This is a genomic window from Microbacterium sp. ARD32 (genome assembly GCF_031844385.1).
Taxonomy (GTDB): domain Bacteria; phylum Actinomycetota; class Actinomycetes; order Actinomycetales; family Microbacteriaceae; genus Microbacterium.
In genome coordinates, this window is sequence record NZ_JAUZVD010000002.1 from 353,461 (window position 1) to 373,734 (window position 20,274).

Genomic DNA, 20,274 nt, shown 5'->3' on the forward strand with positions numbered 1-20,274 from the left:
ACAGATGTCGGCTCAGATCCGCGATCTCGGCCGACATTCGTGAAATCGACCGACATCTGTGCGCGCGGCCTCACCCGAATGATGCCGCGAGCAGCTCGGCGAACAGCTCCTCGGGGTCACGAGGCTCCCGGCGCCTGGTGAACCAGTCGCAAATGTTCACGCAGTCCCGGTGCAGCAGATCCAGCCCCTGCGGGTTGGCCACCGTGTCGACGATCTGCGGCAGGTCGATCACCCGCACCCGCCCGTCGTGCACGAGCAGGTTGTACGCCGACAGGTCGCCGTGCGCGAAGCCCGCCGCTGCGAAGATGCGCATGATGTCGACGACCTGATCGAACAGGTCGGTCAGCTGCGCGGCATCCGCTCTGATCTGCGCCAGGCGAGGCGCGGCCGACTGCCCGTCGCCGATGAACTCCATCAGCACCTCGGTGCCGTTCACCTGCACCGGGTACGGAACGGGCGCGCCCAGCTCATGCATCCGGCTGAGCGCCGCGAACTCGGCGAACGACCACTGCGCCGCCGCCACTTCGCGTCCATGCGCCGATTTCCTGGCCAGAGCGCGGGTGTCGCGCGTGTTCCGCGTGCTGCGGCCCTCGGTGTAGGTAGACGAGCGCTGGAAGCTGCGGTGATCCGAGTCGCGGTACCGCTTGGCGGCGAGCAGCGTGCGCTGCGCCACCTGAGTTCCTGAGCCTGTCGAAGCACCGGGAACGGCGCGCTCGATCAGGAAGACGTCCGCCTCCTTCCCGGTCTTCAGGATGCCCAGCTCGGTGTCGACCGCGGCTGCACTGGTCACCACCCAGTCCGGCCACGGCAGCGGGCCGCGCTCGCTGGGGGTGATCGCGGGCCAGGTCGACCAGCGCTGGTTCTCGCCCAGCACGGTGTCGGCGAAGGTGAGGGTCACGTCGAAGGGAGACGGATCGAAGGAGGTCGCGTCGGACGACGCGGGATTCTGAGTGTTCACGGGAGCGGCTCCGGATGGGAGGCCGCTCGCGGATCAGGAGCGGGCGGCCTCGAGGATGAGGATGTCGGTGGCGGTGGGCGCGACAATGACGGTGTTCATCGGGGGCTCCTTCCGCTCGCATCCTCCGGGCGCTTCCCGGATGCATGGTCGATCGTACGGCACTCGCGCCGCATGCGCGACGGTGCGGCTGGTCACTCCAGATCGATGGTGACGACGTTCTTGGACAGCACCTCGTTGGCGACCGAGCTGATGTCCTCGCCGCGACAGGTGACGAACACGCTCACGTCGTAGTCGGCCTTGACGAACGCACGCGCCGCGGTGAAGTAGCTGGTGTCGTTGATCGTGATGGTGAACTGGCTGTGCTCGACCCAGGAGTTCCCGAGTTGATTCAGGAAGAACCTCCCGTCCTGGGCGACGTCGTCGAAGGATCGCAGATCCTCCTGCAGCGAGACCGCCACCAGCGCGGCCGAGGCCTGCCGATCGTTCATGTCGCCGGCATCGCCGAGACGGCCCATCCGGAATGCCGCGGTGCAGGTGCCGGCCGTATTCACATAGGTCCACCGGCCAGGGCTCGACTGCGACTCATCTCGGGCCCAGCCCGGGTCGTGGCCGAAGCCGTCGCCCCATCCGATGTCGGAGTCCCTCGACATCGACTCGCCATCGGCGAACGTGAAGGTCGTCGGCGGCGCGTCGGCCGGCGCGGGACTCATCAGAATGGTCTCCGGCTCATCGGCATCCGATCCGGATCCCGTCCGCGTGGGCGTCGGCGTGGGCGCAGCGGCGGGCGGGGCCGAGCCGGAAGGCGGCGGCGTCGCGGCGCTGCATCCGGGCAGAATCGTGGTCAGAGCGACGCAGGCGACCGCGATCGCGGCGGGCAAGATCCGGCCAAGGGGTTTCTGGAACATGCCCGCAAGGATAGGAGGATCAGCGGATGCCGCGTTCTCGGCCTGTGGATAACTTCGCGGCGGTCTCCACCTTTCGGATGATCTTCCCGTCCCAGTGGCCGCTCAGGACGGGAATCCCAGGGGACGGAAGGCATCGGTCGCCTAGCGTGGATGCAGACCGAACCGAGGAGAACCGTGTTCCGAAGCCCTGCCCGCCTGTTCCGCGTGCTCGCCGTCGCCGAGGCGATCACCTGGACGCTGCTGATCGGCGCACTGATCGCCCGTGCCGTAGGCGCAGCGCCCGCGCTGGTGACCATCGCCGGAGGAATCCACGGATTCGTGTTCCTCTCCTACGGCGCCACGGCCGTGCTGCTGGCGTTCCATCAGCGCTGGCATGTGGGCGTCGCCGTCATCACGGTCGCCAGCGCGATCATCCCCTACGCCACCATCCCGATGGAGATCTGGCTGCACCGCACCGGGCGCCTGCAGGGCGACTGGCGGATGACAGAGACCGACGACCCGCGTGACCGCACCTGGTACGACCGCACCATGCGCTGGTTCCTGCACCGGCCGTGGGTGCTCGCAGTGCTGATCCTGATCGCGATCGTCGCGATCTTCAGCATCCTGCTACAGCTCGGCCCGCCGCAGCTGCCGGGACAGTGAGTCGGATTCAGTCGAACGGCCAGCCGGTGTATGCCTCGGCGAGGTATGTGCGACCGGCCTCGGAATCGACCACCGAGCGCAGTTCGCCGAGCTGACGACGCTGGTCGAAGTCGTTGTGCTCGGGCAGCTGGTGCAGCATGCTCGTCATCCACCACGAGAAGTGCTGCGCCTTCCAGATGCGCTTCATCGCATCGTCGGGGTAGGCATCGATCAGTCGGTCGTCGTTCTCCTTCAGCATCGTCCTCAGCGCGCGAGCCAGCAGCACGACGTCGGCGACGGCGAGGTTCATGCCCTTCGCGCCGGTCGGCGGCACGGTGTGCGCGGCGTCGCCCACCAGTGCGGCGCGGCCGTGGCGCAGCTCGCTGGCGACGAAGCTGCGGAACCGCAGCACGTCGCGCTGGAAGATCGGCCCCTCCTTCAGGGTGACACCCGGTACGCGCGATTGCAGCGTCTCCCAGATCCCGGCCTCGCTCAGGGTGTTCGGGTCGGCATCGGGGTCGCACTGGAAGTACATCCGCTGTACGTCGTGGCTGCGTTGACTGATCAGCGCGAAGCCGTTGTCTGAGTTGCTGTAGATGAGCTCGGGTGCGCTCTCCGGCGCCTTGCACAGGATACCGAACCAGGCGAACGGGTACTCCCGGAAGTATCCGTTGCGTGAGGCGCCGGTGACCGCGGGGCGGACGACGGAACGGGAACCGTCGGCGCCCACGACGAAATCGGCCTCGATGATGAGTTCGGTGCCGTGGTTCGCGCCGAGCTAGAGGGGCTTGCGGCTGAGATGTTCGCTCGGTATGCCTCCGACGAGGAAGTCGCAAAGCTCGTGGCTGCCTTCGGGCAGGTAGAACTCGCTGCAAGAACGGAAAACCTGGACGTTATCCACGATGTGATGCACGCGAAGGACCGCCTCTACGGCATTCTATTTCAGGGGGCGGGGAATCCGATCCTCACGCAGATGGTCGGGATCCTGCAGCGTAGGGTCACTCAGTTTCGGGCGCTCACGCTGGCGCAACCCGGACGCCCCGTCCGGAGCGTGGAGGAGATCACCGTCGTCGTCGATGCCATTCGGCGCCGCGACGCTGAGTCGGCACGCGCAGCGGCTACTCTCCACGTGCACGAGGCTGCGCGGACGGTGTTGGGCGCCATCGGGCACGTGAGTGCGGTGTCGCTGCACGCGCAGCCAGTGGGTGCCGGCCCTGGCGACGGGGGAGGGGCCCGGCCGGTTTGACCCGTGCCCACGCCTGAGACGGTAACGGGCATCCGCTCAGCGGCGGGATCGGTGGTCACGTGGTCATCCGATGATGCTCGTCGATCCATAACGCTCCGACCGCGCTAGGCTCCCACTCACCGGGAAGGGTGTGAGGGGGGCTGCAGGATCTGTTCACGCTCACCCGGGAGACCGTCCGCATCGCGGTGCGCGAGAACGCGGAGGTGCTCTACATCGTCCGGATATACGGCACGCGCCGTGTGCCGGAGGCCTCTCGTGTCGGCGGTCGACTGCCGCTGCACGCCACCGCTGTCGGCAAGATGTTGCTCGCGTTCGAAGAGCCCTGGTGCGGGAGGGATTCCTCGCGCAGATTCGCGACGACGCTCGACGAGATGAGGGTCGGCGCGACCTCGATCGCGGTTCCGATCCTCCAGCACGGTGTCGTCAGTTCCGCTCTGGGTCTAGTCACCACCACTGACGGGGCGGCGACGATCGAGCGCCACCTGCCCGACATGCGCGGCATAGCCCGGCGGATCGAGGCGAGCGTCGGTTCCCTTTCGCTGAACGCGCTGCGGCAAGTGGCTTCCAGTGGACAGAAGTAGCCTGACCCGTCCGGCGGGGCTCCGACGTTAGATGGTCACAGTTCCAGAGCCTGAGTGGCTGCGGAACCCAAAGCCACAGGCAGACACGAGGGAATCGTCGTGGCACTCTCACCCACCGAAGCTCGAGCAGCGGCCGTAGCCGGCTGCCCGGCCGACCACGAGGCGATCGCCCGTGCGGCATCCGGCGATGCCCACCACGGATATGAGCCCTGATATGAGCCCTTCGACCTGAAGGATACGATGGCGCCCTTCCCGCCCGAGGTTGTTCGCGCGAGGTATCAGAATTCCGCAGAGTACCGGCGCGGGTACGAGGATGCTTCCCGTGCGCTCATCGACGAAGGCTTCCTGCTGTCCGAGGATGCGACGGAACTGACCGCAGCCTGGATGACCGGGCCGGTCAGCGACGCGTTCGATCGAGCAGGCGGGTGAGCCAGCGTTCTCGAGCGCGACGGGCGTCGCGCGCGAGCGGGGCATCGGGGGCGAGGTCGTCGAAGCCGTGCACGCCGCCCGGCCACACATGCAGCTCCGCATCCCCACCGCAAGCCCAGATCTTCGATGCGTACCCGAGGTCCTCGTCGCGGAACGTCTCGGCCGATCCGACGTCGATGAACGCGGGCGGTAGGTTCGAAAGGTCGTCGGCGCGCGCGGGTGAGGCGTAGATCGGCACCTCGTCATGCGGAATGTCGCCCAGGTAGAGGCTCCAGCCCGTCTCATTCGCGGTGCGATCCCACGCGCCGACTCCGGCCATCTGCCGTCCGGAGGCGGAATTGTTGCGATGATCGAGCATCGGGCAGATCAGCATCTGTCCGAGCAGATGGGGGGTCCCGCGATCGCGGGCGAGCAGAGCGACGGCCGCAGCGAGCCCCCCGCCGGCGCTCACTCCGTGGACGATGATCCGCGCCGGGTCCAGGCCGAGCGATGCGGCGTTCGTTGAGAGCCAGGCGAGACCTGCGTAGGAGTCCTCCACAGCTGCGGGGTAGGGGTGCTCCGGTGCGAGCCGGTACTCGACGGAGGCGACCGCGGCTCCGACCTCGTGCGCGAGTTCTGTCAGTTGGGGAAGGCTGTCGTATGCCGATCCCACGACCATCCCGCCGCCGTGGATGTGGAAGACCACAGGCAGGGCGGCCTCGCGTCCGTGTGGTCGCAGCAGCACGATCCGGATCCGCGTGCCGTCCGGAGCGACGGTCGAATGACGGCTGAGCGTGAATTCGCCGTCACGCGTGCAGGCCGCTTCGTCAGGGGCGATCGCCTTGGCTCGCAGATGCGGGACGTCTTCGGGGCGCATGTCGGTGACGACGGCGTCTCCCTGGCTCTCCAGCGCGCGCCAGATGTCGTGATCGAACGGCGGGCGCGGCGGCCGCACCGGTTCGGAGGGCGCTTTGGAGTGCGGGTCGGACAACGGGAGCCTTCTTTCGAATCGGATGGCTAAACCGGGTTAGCATCCTCATCGTGTGGCAGAGGGCGGTCAGAAGTCAAATGGTCCCGAACTCCGCCACCGAACCACGCCGACGTAGCGGCATTGTGATGCGATCGATCCCGGGGCGCGCGATCGTCGCCGGGTCGAGCAGCGTCTCCAGCGCGCGCAGGCCCAGCTCGTGGTGGGGGATGGCGAAGGTCGTGAGGTTCGGATGCAGCCAGGAGGCGAGCTGGTGATCATCGAACGAGACGATGGAGAAGTCGCCAGGGATCGTCGCGCCGGCCTCGCCGATCGCCTGATAGGCGCCGAAGGCGAGGCGATCGTTGAAGGTGATCAGCGCCCCTCGTGCGACGCCGGATGCGATCAGCGCCGACGTCGCACGCCAGCCCTCCGACGGCAGCCAGATCCGGCATTCGGCGCCGCTCGCCGGTGAGAGCCCCGCACTGGTGAGCTCGTCGAGGATGCCTGCGAGTCTCTCCTTGCCCGCGACGCTGTCCTGCGCGACGTCATCGCGGCCGGGCCCGCCCCCGATCAGGTGGATTTGACGGTGTCCGGCATCCAGCAGCAGCCGGGCGGCCGCGCGTCCCGCTGCGTACTCGTCGGGGATCACCGCCCTGACGGGTGCCTCGTCCGGGGGCGGGACGGTGTTGAGGAGGACGACGTTCCGTTCTGCGGCAGCGGACGGCACGGACCGCTCGCGGGTGAACATGGAGGCCACGATCAGGCCGTCGACCTGGCGATCGAGCATGGCCTCGACGAGACGCTCCTGCTGGCTCTCGTCGCCTTCCGACTCGCCGATGAACAGCATGTAGCCGTGCTTGCGCGCCCCCTCCAGAGCGCCCTTGATCATGTCGCCCGCCAACTGCGAGGTCGCAACCGTGTCGGAGATGAAGCCGATGGTGCCGCTGGTCCCCTTCCGCAGGCTCGCGGAGACCATGTTGGGACGGTACCCGAGTTCGGTGGCCACTTGCCGCACGCGCTGCTGCGAGGCCTCCGAGATGCGCAGCTCGTCGCCGCGATCCGAGAGGACGAGCGAGGCGGTCGAACGAGACACGTCAGCGGCGCGCGCGACGTCCGCGAGCGTGATGCGCTTGGCTGCCATGGGGGCCTCTCCGTCCTGGCCGATCTTAGCGAGGGCGTCATAGGGCACTGTCCCTCGGGGGTTGACACGGTCGCGTCGGGTGACGCATCATGGAGATGCTAACCCGATTTAGCAACCGATCAAAGCACCAGATCGGCTCGATTGATGAGTCTTCATGAAAGGGGACACCGGTGTCTCACAGCGATAAGCGTCCTATCCGTCCACTTGTGGTGAGCGCCATTGCGGCGATGGCTCTGGGGCTCGTCGCCTGCGCTCCTCCCGGTGGCGATGCCAAGCAGGACTCCGATGACGCGCCCGCCACCGGCGACGTCGCGCTGACCTGCGGCGCCGAGGACGTCGTCCTCCAGGCGTACTTCGAGACCGGCTTCCCGCTGCCGACAGCGCTGACCGAAGAGTTCACGAAGCAGTACCCCAACGTGACGTTCGACATCCGCGAGGACCAGTTCGCCGTCATCACGCAGAATGCGCCGCGTGTGCTGCAGGACTCGCCGCCGGACCTGATGCGGCTCCCGCAGATGTCGGAACTGGCTTCAGACGGACTGCTGCTCGACCTCGACCCCTACGCCGAAGCCTACGGCTGGTCGGAATGGCCGGAGTCGCAGCTCGTGCAGCTCCGCGTGGACGACGAGGGCCGCCGCGGCGACGGCCCTCTGTACGCGATGGGCCTGAGCTACTCGATGACCGGCGTTTACTACAACAAGGAGCTCGCCGCCCAGATCGGCCTTACCGAGGCTCCCAAGACGCTCGATGAGTTCGATGCGGCGCTGAAGAAGGCGAAGGATGCCGGCATCACGCCGATCGGCCAGTTCAACGGCGGCGCGACGGGTGGCCTGGCGTTCCCGCTGCAGGCGCTCATGGCCTCCTACGGGGATCCATCGGCGATCAACGACTGGATCTTCCAGAAGCCCGGGGCCACGATCGACACACCGGAGAACCTCGCCGCAGCAGAGCACCTGCAGCGCTGGATCGACGCCGGCTACTTCGAGCCGGATGTGAACTCGCTTGACTATGCGCAGATGATGAGCCGCTTCATCGGCGGAGAGACGCTGTTCAGCTTCAACGGGGACTGGGAGGCCGGCAACCTCGACGCGCAGATGCCGGGCAACGCCGGATTCTTCCTCATGCCTCCGCTGGAGGAGGGCGGCCAGATCGGCGCGATGTCCGCACCGAACACCTATGGGGTCTCCGCCACGGCGAAGAGCCCCGACTGCGCGGCGTTCTTCCTCGATTGGACGGCCACGAATGAGAAGGCGCGTGCGTTGACAGTCGAGGTCGGCGGTTCGAGCCCCATGGGCGCGGTGGGCGCTTACATGCCTCCCGTCGAAGAGGGGACCACCACCGCGGCGACGCTTGGCGCCGGCGACGTGATCGGCGAAGTGAACGGAGCCATGGACTTCATCGCGAACGCGACCGGCGCGATCTACGCTCAGAGCTGGACGCCGAACCTGCAGAAGATGGTGGCGGGGGAGCAGACGCCCGCCGGTCTGCTGGAGTCCGTGCAATCCGACTACGAGAGCCAGGTCGGAAGCTAGCCGATGGCACAACGTCGAACGGCTGCTGCGCCGGAGCAGGTCTCCGGCGCAGCAGCGCTGTCGGAGCGCGCTCGCAGGCGCCGCGTGGGCCGCATCACCCGAACCCTCGCGGCCTACGGTCTGGTGTTGCCCGCTGCCGTCTTCTACGTCTCCTTTGTGCTGCGTCCCATCGCGCTCTCGGCGCAGTACTCGCTCTACGACTGGAATGGGATCGGAGCGGCGACCTGGTCCGGCATGGACAACTACGTCGAGGTGTTCACCAACCCGAAGCTGGTCGGTGCGATCCTGAACGCGTTCGAGCTGATCATCTATTTCTCCGTAATCCCTGTCGCGATCGCGCTACTGGCGGCAAATGTGATCCGTGCCGTCGCAGCGAGCAGGCTCGCCGGCGTGGCGCGCACCGTCCTCTTCCTCCCGCAGGTGATCCCGCTCGTCGCCGCGGGCATCATGTGGAGCTGGCAGCTCTCCACCGACGGCGTCGTGAACCAACTGCTCCGCCTGGTCGGTCTCGACGCCGTCACCCGGGCGTGGCTCGGCGACTTCAACACAGCCCTGCCCGCCGTGGGCGTCATCGGCGCGTGGGTGCAGGTCGGGCTGTGCCTCGTGCTCATCCTCGCAGGCATGACGAAGGTCGACCCGGCCCTGTACGAGGCCGCGCGGATAGACGGCGCCGGCCCCATCCGCGAGTTCTTCTCGATCACGATTCCCGGGGTGCGGCAGGAGATCGCGGTCTGCGTGACCGTCACGGTCATCTCCGCGCTCGCGAGCTTCGACATCATCTACATCTCCACGCAGGGTGGCCCGGGGGAGAGCACGCTCGTGCCAGGCCTGCAGATCTTCTACCTCGCCTTCTATCAGCGCGAGATCGGCACGGCATCCGCGTTCGCGATCGTACTCATGGCACTCGTCCTCATCATCGTCCTCCCGCTCCAGCGCATCCTCCGGGGGAGGGAATCATGATCGTCCATGCCCGCGAGAAGTTGATGGGGCGGGTCATCCTCGTCATCCTCATGCTCATCACGCTGCTGCCGTTCATCAGCCTGTTCGTCACCGCACTGCACTCGCCGGGGACGTATCCACGCGGTCTCGAATGGCCGGAGACCCCGCACTGGGAGAACTTCGCATTGGCCTTCCAGTCCGCGGACATGCTCGCCCTGCTGTGGTCAAGCATGCTCATCGAACTGGGGGTCGTCCCCATCGCGGTGCTGATAGCCACCCTTGCCGGCTTCGCCCTCGGACATCTGAGGCCCACAGGAAGCGGGATCGTCTTCATCGTCTTCCTGCTCGGGCTGACGCTGCCGTTCGAGGGGATCATCACCCCGTTGTATTACCAGATGCGCGAACTCGGGCTTCTCAACACCCGCTGGGCGATCGTCCTGCCGCTGATCGGTCTGTTCATGCCGTTCGCGGTGATGTGGATGCGGGCGCATTTCGTCACCATGCCGCAGGAGCTCTCCGAAGCCGCGCGGATGGACGGCGCAACGACGGCGCAGCTGTTCTGGCGTATACACATGCCACTGTCCGTGCCGGCGATCTCGTCGCTGTCGATCCTGCTCTTCCTGTGGACCTGGAACCAGTTCCTCCTGGCGATCGTGCTGGTCGACGATCCCGCCAAACGCACGATGGCCGGGGCTCTCGGGGCGTTCCAGGGGCGATACGGAACCGACATCCCGCTGCTGTGCGCAGGGTCGCTGCTGATCCTCACGCCGACGCTGATCGTGTTCTTGGTCTTCCAGCGCAAGTTCGTCGCCGCCCTGATGCAGGGATCGCTCAAGGGCTGAGTGCTGCGCGTCGCGGTCGACGTCGGCATCGAGAGGGGGTACGGGGTGGCTTTCAGCCTGGATACGCATTGGGTCTGGGACTTCTGGGTCGCCGACGACGGCGAGAGATTTCACCTCTTCTACCTGCGAGCGCCGAGGTCTCTGGGCGACCCGGAGCTTCGGCATCGTCACGCCCGTATCGGGCATGCGACCTCGGCGGACCTGACGCATTGGACCGATCACGGCGAGGTCCTCGCGCCCGGGTCCGGGGGCAGCTTCGACGAGACATCGACGTGGACGGGCTCGGTCGTCCGGGGGGATGACGGTCTCTGGCGGATGTTCTACACGGGGGCCTCCTTCCTCGCGCCGGATGCGAACGCGAACATCGAGGCGATCGGGATGGCGTTCTCCGAGGATCTGCACACATGGACGAAGCGTGCGGGATTCGTGCTGCGCGCGGACCCCGCACACTACGAGAAACTGGGGGACACCGCCTGGCCGGAGGAGGCCTGGCGTGATCCGTGGGTGTTCCGAGACGAGCAGGAGCACGGCTGGCACATGCTCATCACGGCACGCGGCGCGGGTGGGACGTTCACCAGCGGCGGGGTCATCGGCTACGCCTGGTCGCAGGATCTCGAGACGTGGGTGGTGAAACCCCCACTGGGCACCCAGTCCTCGAGGTTCGCTCACCTCGAGGTGCTTCAGACGGCGGAGATCGAGGGGGAGACTGTGCTCGTCTTCTGCGGATCGCGTCACGGCGACGGGCCTCGGAGCGACGGCGCCGAGAGCGGCGTCTGGATGGTCGGGGTGGACGGTGCGCTCGACGAGGTCTGCGTAGATGACGCGCGGCTGATCGCTGCCGCCCCGCTGTATGCGGGGCGAATCGTCCGCGATCGGTCGGGCGAGTCCGTGATGCTTGCGTTCGTCGGGGCACCAGGTAGCGGGCATGAGCTCGACGGCATCACGGATCCCCTGCCGATCACAATCACGCGATAGCGGGTTCCCGCGCGTTGCCCACCGACCCAGGGCCGGGATTGAGGCTGGGGGATAAACCTGAGTCCACTCATATCAACTTTCTTGACAGCCCCCTCTCGCTTGTTTACACTTGAGTCATCGCGGCTCAGGTTTGGGTCGCATCAGACTTCAACCACAAGGAGAATCACATGGCACGTGCTGTCGGAATCGACCTCGGAACCACCAACTCCGTCGTCAGCGTCCTCGAGGGCGGCGAGCCCAAGGTCATCGCCAACGCCGAGGGCTTCCGCACCACCCCTTCGGTGGTCGCTTTCACCAAGGACGGCGAGGTGCTGGTCGGCGAGACCGCCAAGCGCCAGGCCGTCACCAACGTCGATCGCACCATCTCGTCGGTCAAGCGCCACATGGGCACCGACTGGTCCTTCGACGTCGACGGCAAGAAGTGGACGCCGCAGGAGATCTCCGCGCGCATCCTGATGAAGCTCAAGCGCGACGCCGAGTCGTACCTCGGCGACACCGTGACGGATGCCGTCATCACCGTCCCCGCGTACTTCAACGACGCCGAGCGCCAGGCCACCAAGGAGGCGGGCGAGATCTCCGGCCTGAACGTGCTGCGCATCATCAACGAGCCCACCGCCGCGGCCCTCGCGTACGGCCTGGACAAGGGCAAGGAGGACGAGCTCATCCTGGTGTTCGACCTCGGTGGCGGAACCTTCGACGTGTCCCTGCTCGAGGTGGGCAAGGACGACGACTTCTCCACCATCCAGGTGCGCGCCACCGCCGGTGACAACCGCCTCGGCGGCGACGACTGGGATCAGCGCGTCGTGGACTACCTCATCAAGCAGTTCAAGGAGACCTCCGGCGTCGACGTCTCGGGTGACAAGATCGCCCTGCAGCGCCTCAAGGAGGCCGCGGAGCAGGCCAAGAAGGAGCTGTCGTCCTCGACGAGCACCAGCATCAACCTGCCCTACCTCTCGCTGACCGACTCGGGTCCGGTCTCCCTGTCCGAGACCCTCACCCGCGCGAAGTTCGAGGACCTCACCAAGGACCTGCTCGACCGCACCAAGAAGCCGTTCGAGGACGTCATCCGCGAGGCGAGCATCAAGGTCGGCGACATCGACCACATCGTGCTGGTCGGCGGCTCCACCCGCATGCCCGCCGTCGCCGAGCTCGTCAAGCGCGAGACCGGCAAGGAGGCCAACAAGGGCGTGAACCCGGACGAGGTCGTCGCCGTCGGCGCCGCCCTGCAGGCCGGTGTCCTCAAGGGCGAGCGCAAGGACGTCCTCCTCATCGACGTCACCCCGCTGAGCCTCGGCATCGAGACCAAGGGCGGCCGGATGACCAAGCTCATCGACCGCAACACGGCCATCCCGACCAAGCGCAGCGAGACCTTCACCACCGCCGACGACAACCAGCCGTCGGTTGCGATCCAGGTCTTCCAGGGCGAGCGCGAGTTCACTCGCGACAACAAGCCGCTGGGCACCTTCGAACTCACCGGAATCGCTCCGGCTCCCCGCGGCATCCCCCAGGTCGAGGTCACCTTCGACATCGACGCCAACGGCATCGTGCACGTGTCCGCCAAGGACAAGGGCACCGGCAAGGAGCAGTCGATGACCATCACCGGCGGCTCGTCGCTGTCGAAGGATGACATCGAGCGCATGGTCCGCGAGGCCGAGGAGAACGCCGCTGAGGACAAGAAGCGCGCGGACGCCCTTGAGCAGCGCAACCAGGCCGAGTCGCTCGCCTACTCGATCGAGAAGCTCATCAAGGAGAACGAGGACAAGCTGCCCGAGGACGTCAAGTCCGAGGTGCAGGCCGACGTCGACGCCCTGAAGACGGCACTGGCCGGCGAGGACGACGACGCGGTGAAGACCGCGTTCGACAAGCTGAACGAGTCGCAGGGCAAGCTGGGCGAGGCCATCTACGCTCAGTCTCAGGCGGATGCCGCATCCGCCGCCCCCGAGGGCGACGCTCCCGCCGACGCCGCATCCGACGAGGATGTGGTGGATGCCGAGGTCGTCGACGACGAGGAGAGCAAGTAAGAGATGACCGACAAGAACTTCGATGAAGTTCCTGAGGACGAGGGGTCGGATGCTGCGGCATCCGGCCCCGCGCCGCAGGAGCAGGACGTTCCGCAGGATTCGACCGACGCCGCCGCGGCCGAGGGGTCGGACGACGACCTCACGGTCGACGACATCCTGAACGCGCAGCAGACGCCCGAGGCATCCAGCGAGGACGCCGACGACGCGGATGCCGGTTCCGACCACCTGCACGATCTCAAGCGCCTGACCGCGGAGTACGCCAACTACCGGCGCCGCACCGAGGAGCAGCGCCACATCGAGATCGCGCGCGCCAAGGGCGAGGCGGCCAAGGGGCTGCTGCCCGTGCTGGACGACCTCGACCGTGCGCAGCAGCACGGCGATCTGACCGAGGGCTCGGCCTTCGCCGTGATCGCCGAGAAGGTGCGCTCGGTGGTCGAGCGCCTGGGTGTCGTCGCCTACGGCGCGAAGGGCGACGAGTTCGACCCGCAGCAGCACGAGGCCATCTTCCAGCAGCCGACTCCCGGTGCGACGAGCTCGACCATCCTCGACGTCGTCGAGGTGGGCTACCGTCTGGGCGACGTCGAGCTGCGACCGGCGAAGGTCGTCGTCGCCGTCCCCGCGGAGTAGGTGATCGATGGCCAGCCAGGATTGGTTCGACAAGGACTTCTACAAGACGCTGGGCGTCTCGAAGGACATCTCCGATGCGGAGCTGAAGAAGACGTACCGCAAGCTCGCCCGCAAGTACCACCCGGACTCCAACCCGGGTGATGCCAAGGCCGAGGCGAAGTTCAAGGAGATCAGCGAGGCGTACAGCGTGCTCAGCGACGCCGATCAGCGCCGCGAGTACGACGAGATCCGTGCGATGGGCTCCGGTGCGCGCTTCACAGCGCCCGGTGGCGGCGGAGCGGGCGGCTTCGAGGACGTGTTCAGCCGATTCGGGCAGGGCGGCGGCCGCCAGGCCGACTTCGACGACATCTTCTCGATGTTCAATCAGGGCGGAGGGGGATCGTTCGGCGGCGGACGGTTCGGACAGTCCGGCGGGTTCCGCGGTTTCGGCGGCCCGCAGAAGGGGGCCGACGTCACGGCCCGCACCACGCTCGACTTCGTCACCGCGGCGCAGGGCGAGACCATCACGCTGCAGGCCGAGGACGGCAAGCCGTTCAAGGTGAAGCTGCCGGCCGGCGTCGCAGACGGGCAGAAGATCCGGCTGCGCGGCCGGGGCCGCCCCTCGCCCGACGGTGGGGAGTCCGGTGACATCGTCGTGCAGGTCACGGTGCGTCCGCATCCGGTGTTCACCCGAGAGGGACTGAACCTGCGGCTGACCGTGCCCGTCACGTTCACCGAGGCGACGCTCGGCGCGACCATCGAGGTGCCCACGCTGGGCGGCGACACCGTCAAGCTGCGGGTCGCTCCCGGCACCCCGTCGGGTCGCGTGCTGCGCGTGAAGGGCCGGGGCATCGCCTCGGCGAAGAAGGGCACCGGAGATCTGCTCGCAGAGCTGCAGGTGGCCGTGCCGTCGCACCTCGACGACGCCGCGCGCGAGGCGCTCGAGCGCTTCCACGAGCTCGAGCCGGCCGAGAACCCGCGTGCCGAGATGATGGCGAAGGCCAAGGCCTGACATGGATGCCGAATCCCCCGTCTTCGCGATCGCGGTCGCTGCCGAACTGGCCGGCATGCACCCCCAGACGCTGCGGCAGTACGACCGCATCGGCCTGGTGGTGCCCGGCCGCACGCGCGGCGGCTCGCGGCGCTACTCGATGCGCGACATCGAGCAGCTCCGCGAGGTGGCGCAGCTCTCGAGCGAGGGGATGAGCCTGCCCGCGATCGCGCGGCTGCTCGATCTGGAGGACGAGGTGCGGATGCTGCGCTCCCGCGTCACCGAGCTGGAAGGCGCGCTGCGCGCCGAACGGGAGAGCCGCCCCGGCGTGCGCGTGTTCGCCGCCGGGGCATCGGGCCAGGTGTTCTCGGTCGGTTCCGGCCGCCGCATCCGCCGCTCCACCGAGGTGGTGCTCTGGCGCCCCCGCACGATCACCCCCGACCCGGACCCCGGCCCGGGCCCCGGCCCCGGCCCCGGATGACCCGGTCTCTCCCGTCTATTTGGCACAAAACGCCCCTATTCGGCCCGAATTCCGCGGCTTTGTGACATATAGACGGGGCAAGCGGGGTCAGAGGCCCAGGACGGCTTTCGCGATCAGGAAGTAGATGATCAGGCCGGTGGCGTCGACGAACGTCGTGATGAACGGGTTGGAGAACACCGCCGGGTCGACCTTGATCGCCCGCGCGGCGAGCGGCATGATGCCGCCGATGGATGCCGCCACCGTGCACACGGCGACGAGCGTGAGCCCGATGACCAGGCCGATGTGCCACTCGTAGATCGCCCCGGCCAGCGCGAAGCCCAACAGTCCCAGCAGCAGCCCCAGGCAGAATCCCGCCCGCACCTCGCGGGACAGCACCCGCAGCACGTCGCGCGGGGTCACCTCACCCAGGGCGAGCGAGCGGGTCACCGTGGTCGCCGCCTGGTTGCCGGTGTTGCCGCCGGTGCCGATCAGCAGCGGCACGAACAGCGCCAGCACGGTGAGCTGGGCGAGGGTCGCCTCGAAGGCGTCCAGCACCTGCACGGTCAGCGTCGCGCCGACCGCGAGCACCAGCAGCCACACCACGCGCGAGCGCACCAGGCGCCGGATGGGCGTGGACAGGTACGAGCGGCGCAGCGGCTCCACGCCGCCCTGGCGGGCGGCATCCTCGCTCTCCTCCTGCTTCAGGATGCGGGCCGCGTCGTCGATGGTCAGGATGCCGACCAGACGCTGCTCGCTGTCCACGATCGGCAGCGCCAGCAGGCCGTAGTCGGTCATGCGGCGGGCCGCGTTCTCGGCATCCTCGGTCACCTCGACGACGTGCGCGTCGTTCATCAGCGCGCCGACGAGATCGTCGTCGGATGCCGACATCAGATCGCGCAGGCTGACCACGCCCACCACGCGTCGTCCGCCGTCGGTCACCGGAAGGGTGTAGACGGTCTCAGCGCTGTCGAGTGCGCCGCGCACGCGGGTCATCGTCTCGGCGACGGTGAGGCTCGGATGCGTGGTGACGAACTCCGGGCTCATGCGGCGCCCGATGGAGTCCTGCGGGTAGCCGAGCATGCCCGCGGTGAGCTCGCGCTCGCTGCGCGTCAGGCCGCGCAGGAGCTGAGGGGCGACGGATGCCGGCAGCTCGTCGAGCAGCCACACCCGGTCGTCCGGGTCCATCTCGGCGAACAGCGCCGTGATCTCGGCGTTGCGCAGTGCCTGCACGAGTTCACCGCGCGTGCCGGGCGAGAGCGCCTCGAACACCTCGAGGGCGCGGGCCTTGGTGAGCAGGCGGTACACGATCGCGGCATCCTCGATGCCGAGCCGGTCGACGAGCTCGACGACCTCGGGAACGGAGAGCGGGGTCAGCACGGCGGAGGCGCCGGGCAGGTCACCCTGGGCGATGAGCCGGCGGATGTCGTCGGCGGCCTCGGAGACGGTCTGAAGCTGGATGGGAGTCATGCGCGTGCCTTTAGGAAGGCACCGCGGAGAGCGGATTCGGCGCGGAGCGCCGGGGCGTGCGTCGCAGCAGACGCCGCCGCTCAGCCGAGCGGTGCGGAAGCGGAGGGGATGACGTGTCTGCGACTGTGACTGTCACTGGACATGATGAACCACCTCGCTTCCTGGTGCTCGGGGAGGGATCTGCGTCGATCTTACCCCGAGCCCGCGATCACCCGCAGCGCGGCGGCGATCAGGGCCCTGCGGCGCTCCTCGACCGGCGTGCGCGCCATGGCATCCTTCCGCTTGCTCTTCGTCGAACCTGCTCCTAAGGTAGCGGCAGTGGGACGACTGTCCCACTTGGCGCCACGCAGACGCGGACACAGCGGTCCGCACACGGGAGACGACGATGACCCCTCAGCAGTCCGGCATGCAGCAGACCGGCCTCCGCCTGCCGCCGGGATTCGTGATCGGCACGGCCACGGCCGCCGCCCAGATCGAGGGCGGCGTCGCAGCCGGGGGACGCACCCCCAGCGTCTGGGACCGCTTCAGCGACCAGCCCGGGCGCATCATCGACGGCAGCTCCACCGCGGTCACCGCCGACCACTTCCACCGGCATGCCGAGGATGTCCGGCTGATGGCCGATCTCGGCGTCGACGCCTATCGGTTCTCGCTCAGCTGGACCCGGCTGCAGCCGAACGGGCGCGGGTCGCTCGCCACCGACGGCGTCGCCTTCTACGAGCGGCTGCTCGATGAGCTGCAGGCCGCCGGCATCCGGCCCTTCGTCACCATCTCGCACTGGGACCTGCCCGAGGAGTACGAGCACGGGTGGCTGGACCGGGACACCGCCGCGCGACTCGGAGAATTCGCGGGCCTGGTCGGCGAACGGTTCGGAGACCGCGTGGACTCCTGGATCACCATCAACGAGCCCGCCACGGTCACCTTGAACGGCTACGCACTCGGCCTCCATGCTCCCGGGCAGGCACTGCTCTTCGACGCGCTTCCCACGGTGCACCACCAGTTGCTGGGCCACGGGCTGGCGGTGCAGGCGCTGCGCGCCACCGGCGTGCGCGGCCGGATCGGCATCACGAATGTGCACACCCCGGTCGTCCCGGCCGGCGACAGCCCCGAGGACGCCATGATGGCCGCACTCTTCGACGTCGTGCACAACCGGGTTTTCGCCGACCCCGTGCTGCTGGGTCACTACCCGCAGGTGCCCGACGAGCTCTCCCCGCTGTTCGGCGCCTTCGCCGAGGTCCCCGTCGAGGACCTCGTCGTGATCTCGCAACCGCTGGACTTCTACGGCCTGAACTACTACATGCCCACCCGGGTGGCCGCCGGCGCCGGCACCGGCGAGAGCCCCGACGGCACCAGCCAGGCGATGGCCGATCTCCCCTTCCGGCTGGAGGAGTTCGACGAGTATCCCCGCACCGGGTTCGGCTGGCCGATCGCGCCGGAGGCGTTCACGCGCGCGCTCGCCGAGGTGCAGGAGCGCTACGGCCAGGTGCTGCCGCCGGTGTACATCACCGAGAACGGAGCGAGTTTCGCGGATGCTGTGGATGCTGCAACCGGCGCCGTCGACGATCAGGAGCGCATCGACTACCTCGCCGGCCACCTGGACGCGGCGCTGTCGGCGGTGACGCCCGGCGCGCCGGCAGAGGGGCTCGACCTGCGCGGCCTGTTCGTGTGGTCGCTGATGGACAACTGGGAGTGGGCCGCCGGCTTCACCCAGCGCTTCGGATTGGTGCATGTCGACTTCGAGACGCTGGAGCGCACGCCGAAGGCGTCGTTCCGCTGGCTGGCCGGTCTCCTGCGAGCGCGCGGGGAGAGCTGACGGTCATGGCGACCGTCGCCGAGCCCGACCGCCGGAATGCGACGAAGATCGCGCGTCGGCTGGCGGAGCCGCCCGCCCCGGCCACCGGGGAGTGATGCACCGGCGCACACCCCCCGCCTAAGGTGGGAGAATGCGAGAGGCGGGCGAGGGCGAGAGGCCGGAGGCGACCCTCGCGCGGGTGCTGCAGGATCTGGGCACCACGTTCCTGCGGCCGCTCGCCGCCGGGGCGGACCTGTCGGCGCGCGTCGGCGGCATCGCGATGCACGACCCGCTCGACGAGCAGGTCATCCCGCGCGGCGCGATCGTGCTCGGCGTGGGTCTGCGGGCGGATGCCGAGGTGCGGTCCCTGCTGCAGCGGATCGCCCCGGCCGGGGCATCCGCGCTCGTGCTGCGCGAACCGGTCACTCTCGACCCGGCGACCCAGGCCCAGGCCGCGCAGGCGGGCGTGGTGCTGCTGGGGCTCGCGCGCGGCGCGTCCTGGACGCAGCTGGGGGCGATGCTCTCGTCGATCCTGGCGCACGGCGGCGAGGCGGCCGGTGACGGCGCGATCGGCGGTGTGCCCTCCGGTGACCTGTTCACCCTGGCCAACGCGATCGCCGCGCTGCTGGACGCCCCCGTCACGATCGAGGACCGCAACTCCCGCGTGCTGGCGTTCTCGGGCAGTCAGGATCAGGCCGACGCCGGCCGCATCGCCACGATCCTGGAGCGGCAGGTGCCCGAGCCGTACTCGCGCGTGCTCGCCGAGGCGGGCGTGTTCCGGCGGCTGTATGCCAGCGACGAACCCGTCTTCCTGCCGCTGGACGGCCTGATGGACGACCTGCTGGATGCCTCGGTGCCGCGCACCGCGATCGCCGTGCGGGCCGGCGACGAGATCCTCGGCTCCATCTGGGCGGCCACTCCGCAGGCGCTCTCGCCGGAGCGCTCCAGCGCCCTGCGCGAGTCGGCCAAGCTCGTCGCGCTGCACCTGCTGCGGGTGCGCGCCGGAGGCGACATCGAGCGGCGGCTGCGCGCCGACCTGCTCGGCACCGCGCTGGAGGGGCGCGAGGGCGCCGACTACGCGCTGGAGCGTCTCGGCCTGCACGGTGCGGACGTCGCGGTGCTCGCGATGCAGCCCGCCGCTCTCGAGGGCGAGGGTCTGGGCGTGGAGAGCGCCAGGGAGGCGCAGCGCCAGCGCATCGCCGATGCGATCTCGGTGCATCTGGCCGCCGTGCATCCGCAGGCCTGCGCGGCACTGGTGGGCGACACGGTCTACGGGCTGCTGCCGGTGCGCTCGGCGGACGACGGCGAGGCGGATGCCCGGCGCCTCGCCGAGGAGTTCCTCGCCCGCGTCGGGCGCCGCACGCCGCTGCTGATCAGCATCGGCGCGGTGGCCGTGGGCGGCAAGGCGCTGCCACTGGTGCGCGAGGGCGCCGACCGCGGCCTGCGAGTGCTGCGGGAGCAGCATCCCACCCAGTCCCGGCTGGTGATGTTCGGCGACGTGCACGTCGAGGCCCTGCTGCTCGAGCTGCGCGACCGGGTGGCCGCGCGCGGCGAGCGGCCGGCGGGACCGCTCGCCCGCCTGCTCGCGCACGATCGCGCGAACGGCACCGAGTTCGTCGAGACGCTGCGCGCCTGGCTGGATGCCATGGGCGATGTGGCCGAGGCGTCGGAGGCCGTGCACGTGCATCCGAACACCCTGCGCTACCGGCTGCGGCGGATCACGGAGGTGAGCGGACTGGATCTGACGGATGCCGAGGCGCGCTTCGCCGCGCAGGTGCAGCTGCGCGTGCTGCCCGGGCTGTCCCCGCACAGCCGCTGAGCC

20 protein-coding genes are annotated in these 20,274 nt (G+C 68.6%); 14 read left to right on the top strand and 6 right to left on the bottom strand.

Features of this window, described 5'->3' with window-relative positions:
- Positions 1-70 precede the first annotated feature (70 nt).
- Both Q9R19_RS09925 and Q9R19_RS09930 read right to left on the bottom strand, forming a co-directional pair.
- The gene (locus Q9R19_RS09925) at positions 71-958 is read right to left on the bottom strand and encodes an RIO1 family regulatory kinase/ATPase (protein WP_311256222.1); all 888 of its coding nucleotides are present in this window, start codon (positions 956-958) and stop codon (positions 71-73) included.
- A 191-nt stretch (positions 959-1,149) separates the two neighbouring features.
- Positions 1,150-1,863, bottom strand: a complete 714-nt coding sequence (locus Q9R19_RS09930; protein ID WP_311256223.1) for a hypothetical protein — start codon at positions 1,861-1,863, stop codon at positions 1,150-1,152.
- A gap of 174 nt (positions 1,864-2,037) precedes the next feature.
- On the opposite strand from Q9R19_RS09930, the gene Q9R19_RS09935 reads away from it, so the two are divergent.
- Positions 2,038-2,505, top strand: coding sequence for a DUF3817 domain-containing protein (locus Q9R19_RS09935; RefSeq protein WP_311256224.1), 468 nt, complete (start codon positions 2,038-2,040; stop codon positions 2,503-2,505).
- 7 nt (positions 2,506-2,512) lie between these two features.
- Here the strand turns inward: Q9R19_RS09935 and Q9R19_RS09940 are convergent, their stop codons facing one another.
- Positions 2,513-3,214 (bottom strand): FAD-dependent monooxygenase, encoded by a 702-nt coding sequence (locus tag Q9R19_RS09940; protein ID WP_311256225.1) that lies wholly within the window; start codon positions 3,212-3,214, stop codon positions 2,513-2,515.
- 33 nt (positions 3,215-3,247) lie between these two features.
- Here Q9R19_RS09940 and Q9R19_RS09945 point away from each other — a divergent pair, with 33 nt between their 5' ends.
- The 3 genes from Q9R19_RS09945 to Q9R19_RS14480 all read left to right on the top strand — a co-directional run bounded on the left by Q9R19_RS09945 (position 3,248) and on the right by Q9R19_RS14480 (position 4,740).
- A complete protein-coding gene (locus Q9R19_RS09945) occupies positions 3,248-3,730 on the top strand; it encodes an FCD domain-containing protein (protein WP_311256226.1) in 483 nt (160 codons plus the stop codon).
- A gap of 203 nt (positions 3,731-3,933) precedes the next feature.
- On the top strand, positions 3,934-4,311 hold the full coding sequence (locus tag Q9R19_RS09950; RefSeq protein WP_311256227.1) for an IclR family transcriptional regulator C-terminal domain-containing protein: 378 nt from the start codon (positions 3,934-3,936) through the stop codon (positions 4,309-4,311).
- 240 nt (positions 4,312-4,551) lie between these two features.
- Positions 4,552-4,740 (top strand): alpha/beta hydrolase domain-containing protein, encoded by a 189-nt coding sequence (locus tag Q9R19_RS14480; protein WP_396653474.1) that lies wholly within the window; start codon positions 4,552-4,554, stop codon positions 4,738-4,740.
- Here the strand turns inward: Q9R19_RS14480 and Q9R19_RS09955 are convergent.
- Entirely contained in the window at positions 4,709-5,710 is a 1,002-nt protein-coding gene (locus tag Q9R19_RS09955) for an alpha/beta hydrolase (protein ID WP_311256228.1), read from the bottom strand. The two genes, Q9R19_RS14480 and Q9R19_RS09955, sit on opposite strands and share 32 nt — an antisense overlap.
- A 73-nt stretch (positions 5,711-5,783) precedes the next feature.
- Positions 5,784-6,830: a LacI family DNA-binding transcriptional regulator gene (locus tag Q9R19_RS09960; RefSeq protein WP_311256229.1), complete on the bottom strand. Its 1,047-nt coding sequence runs from the start codon at positions 6,828-6,830 to the stop codon at positions 5,784-5,786.
- 209 nt (positions 6,831-7,039) lie between these two features.
- On the opposite strand from Q9R19_RS09960, the gene Q9R19_RS09965 reads away from it, so the two are divergent.
- The 8 genes from Q9R19_RS09965 (at position 7,040) to Q9R19_RS10000 (ending at position 15,217) form a co-directional block, all read left to right on the top strand.
- The gene (locus tag Q9R19_RS09965) at positions 7,040-8,362 is read left to right on the top strand and encodes an extracellular solute-binding protein (RefSeq protein WP_311256230.1); all 1,323 of its coding nucleotides are present in this window, start codon (positions 7,040-7,042) and stop codon (positions 8,360-8,362) included.
- 3 nt (positions 8,363-8,365) lie between these two features.
- Positions 8,366-9,322: a sugar ABC transporter permease gene (locus Q9R19_RS09970; protein ID WP_311256231.1), complete on the top strand. Its 957-nt coding sequence runs from the start codon at positions 8,366-8,368 to the stop codon at positions 9,320-9,322.
- Positions 9,319-10,143, top strand: a complete 825-nt coding sequence (locus Q9R19_RS09975) for a carbohydrate ABC transporter permease (RefSeq protein WP_311256232.1) — start codon at positions 9,319-9,321, stop codon at positions 10,141-10,143. Before Q9R19_RS09970 ends, Q9R19_RS09975 begins: the two co-directional genes overlap by 4 nt.
- A 45-nt stretch (positions 10,144-10,188) precedes the next feature.
- Positions 10,189-11,118 carry a glycosyl hydrolase family 32 gene (locus Q9R19_RS09980; protein WP_311256233.1) on the top strand — a complete coding sequence of 310 codons (930 nt, stop codon included), beginning with the start codon at positions 10,189-10,191 and terminating at the stop codon, positions 11,116-11,118.
- 167 nt (positions 11,119-11,285) lie between these two features.
- Positions 11,286-13,139, top strand: coding sequence for a molecular chaperone DnaK (dnaK, locus tag Q9R19_RS09985; protein ID WP_311256234.1), 1,854 nt, complete (start codon positions 11,286-11,288; stop codon positions 13,137-13,139).
- A gap of 3 nt (positions 13,140-13,142) precedes the next feature.
- Entirely contained in the window at positions 13,143-13,766 is a 624-nt protein-coding gene (locus Q9R19_RS09990; protein WP_311256235.1) for a nucleotide exchange factor GrpE, read from the top strand.
- Positions 13,767-13,773: 7 nt separating this feature from the next.
- Entirely contained in the window at positions 13,774-14,757 is a 984-nt protein-coding gene (locus Q9R19_RS09995) for a DnaJ C-terminal domain-containing protein (protein ID WP_311256236.1), read from the top strand.
- A 1-nt stretch (position 14,758) separates the two neighbouring features.
- Positions 14,759-15,217, top strand: a complete 459-nt coding sequence (locus Q9R19_RS10000) for a heat shock protein transcriptional repressor HspR (protein ID WP_311256237.1) — start codon at positions 14,759-14,761, stop codon at positions 15,215-15,217.
- A gap of 87 nt (positions 15,218-15,304) precedes the next feature.
- Here Q9R19_RS10000 and mgtE read toward each other — a convergent pair whose 3' ends face one another.
- Complete coding sequence (gene mgtE / locus Q9R19_RS10005) at positions 15,305-16,663, bottom strand: magnesium transporter (protein ID WP_311256238.1); 1,359 nt, start codon at positions 16,661-16,663, stop codon at positions 15,305-15,307.
- Between the two features lie 385 nt (positions 16,664-17,048).
- Between mgtE and Q9R19_RS10010 the strand changes: the two genes are divergently transcribed.
- On the top strand, positions 17,049-18,473 hold the full coding sequence (locus tag Q9R19_RS10010) for a GH1 family beta-glucosidase (RefSeq protein ID WP_311256239.1): 1,425 nt from the start codon (positions 17,049-17,051) through the stop codon (positions 18,471-18,473).
- 130 nt (positions 18,474-18,603) lie between these two features.
- Positions 18,604-20,271, top strand: a complete 1,668-nt coding sequence (locus Q9R19_RS10015; protein ID WP_311256240.1) for a helix-turn-helix domain-containing protein — start codon at positions 18,604-18,606, stop codon at positions 20,269-20,271.
- The last annotated feature ends 3 nt before the right edge of the window (positions 20,272-20,274 follow it).

Bases quoted from the DNA above. Each gene is read 5' to 3' on its own strand.
- Q9R19_RS09930 (WP_311256223.1), bottom strand. From the start codon at position 1,863: ATGTTCCAGAAACCCCTTGGCCGGATCTTGCCCGCCGCGATCGCGGTC.
- Q9R19_RS14480 (WP_396653474.1), top strand. From the start codon at position 4,552: ATGGCGCCCTTCCCGCCCGAGGTTGTTCGCGCGAGGTATCAGAATTCC.
- Q9R19_RS09960 (WP_311256229.1), bottom strand. From the start codon at position 6,830: ATGGCAGCCAAGCGCATCACGCTCGCGGACGTCGCGCGCGCCGCTGAC.
- Q9R19_RS09970 (WP_311256231.1), top strand. From the start codon at position 8,366: ATGGCACAACGTCGAACGGCTGCTGCGCCGGAGCAGGTCTCCGGCGCA.
- Q9R19_RS09975 (WP_311256232.1), top strand. From the start codon at position 9,319: ATGATCGTCCATGCCCGCGAGAAGTTGATGGGGCGGGTCATCCTCGTC.
- dnaK (WP_311256234.1), top strand. From the start codon at position 11,286: ATGGCACGTGCTGTCGGAATCGACCTCGGAACCACCAACTCCGTCGTC.
- Q9R19_RS09990 (WP_311256235.1), top strand. From the start codon at position 13,143: ATGACCGACAAGAACTTCGATGAAGTTCCTGAGGACGAGGGGTCGGAT.
- Q9R19_RS09995 (WP_311256236.1), top strand. From the start codon at position 13,774: ATGGCCAGCCAGGATTGGTTCGACAAGGACTTCTACAAGACGCTGGGC.
- Q9R19_RS10000 (WP_311256237.1), top strand. From the start codon at position 14,759: ATGGATGCCGAATCCCCCGTCTTCGCGATCGCGGTCGCTGCCGAACTG.
- mgtE (WP_311256238.1), bottom strand. From the start codon at position 16,663: ATGACTCCCATCCAGCTTCAGACCGTCTCCGAGGCCGCCGACGACATC.
- Q9R19_RS10010 (WP_311256239.1), top strand. From the start codon at position 17,049: ATGACCCCTCAGCAGTCCGGCATGCAGCAGACCGGCCTCCGCCTGCCG.
- Q9R19_RS10015 (WP_311256240.1), top strand. From the start codon at position 18,604: ATGCGAGAGGCGGGCGAGGGCGAGAGGCCGGAGGCGACCCTCGCGCGG.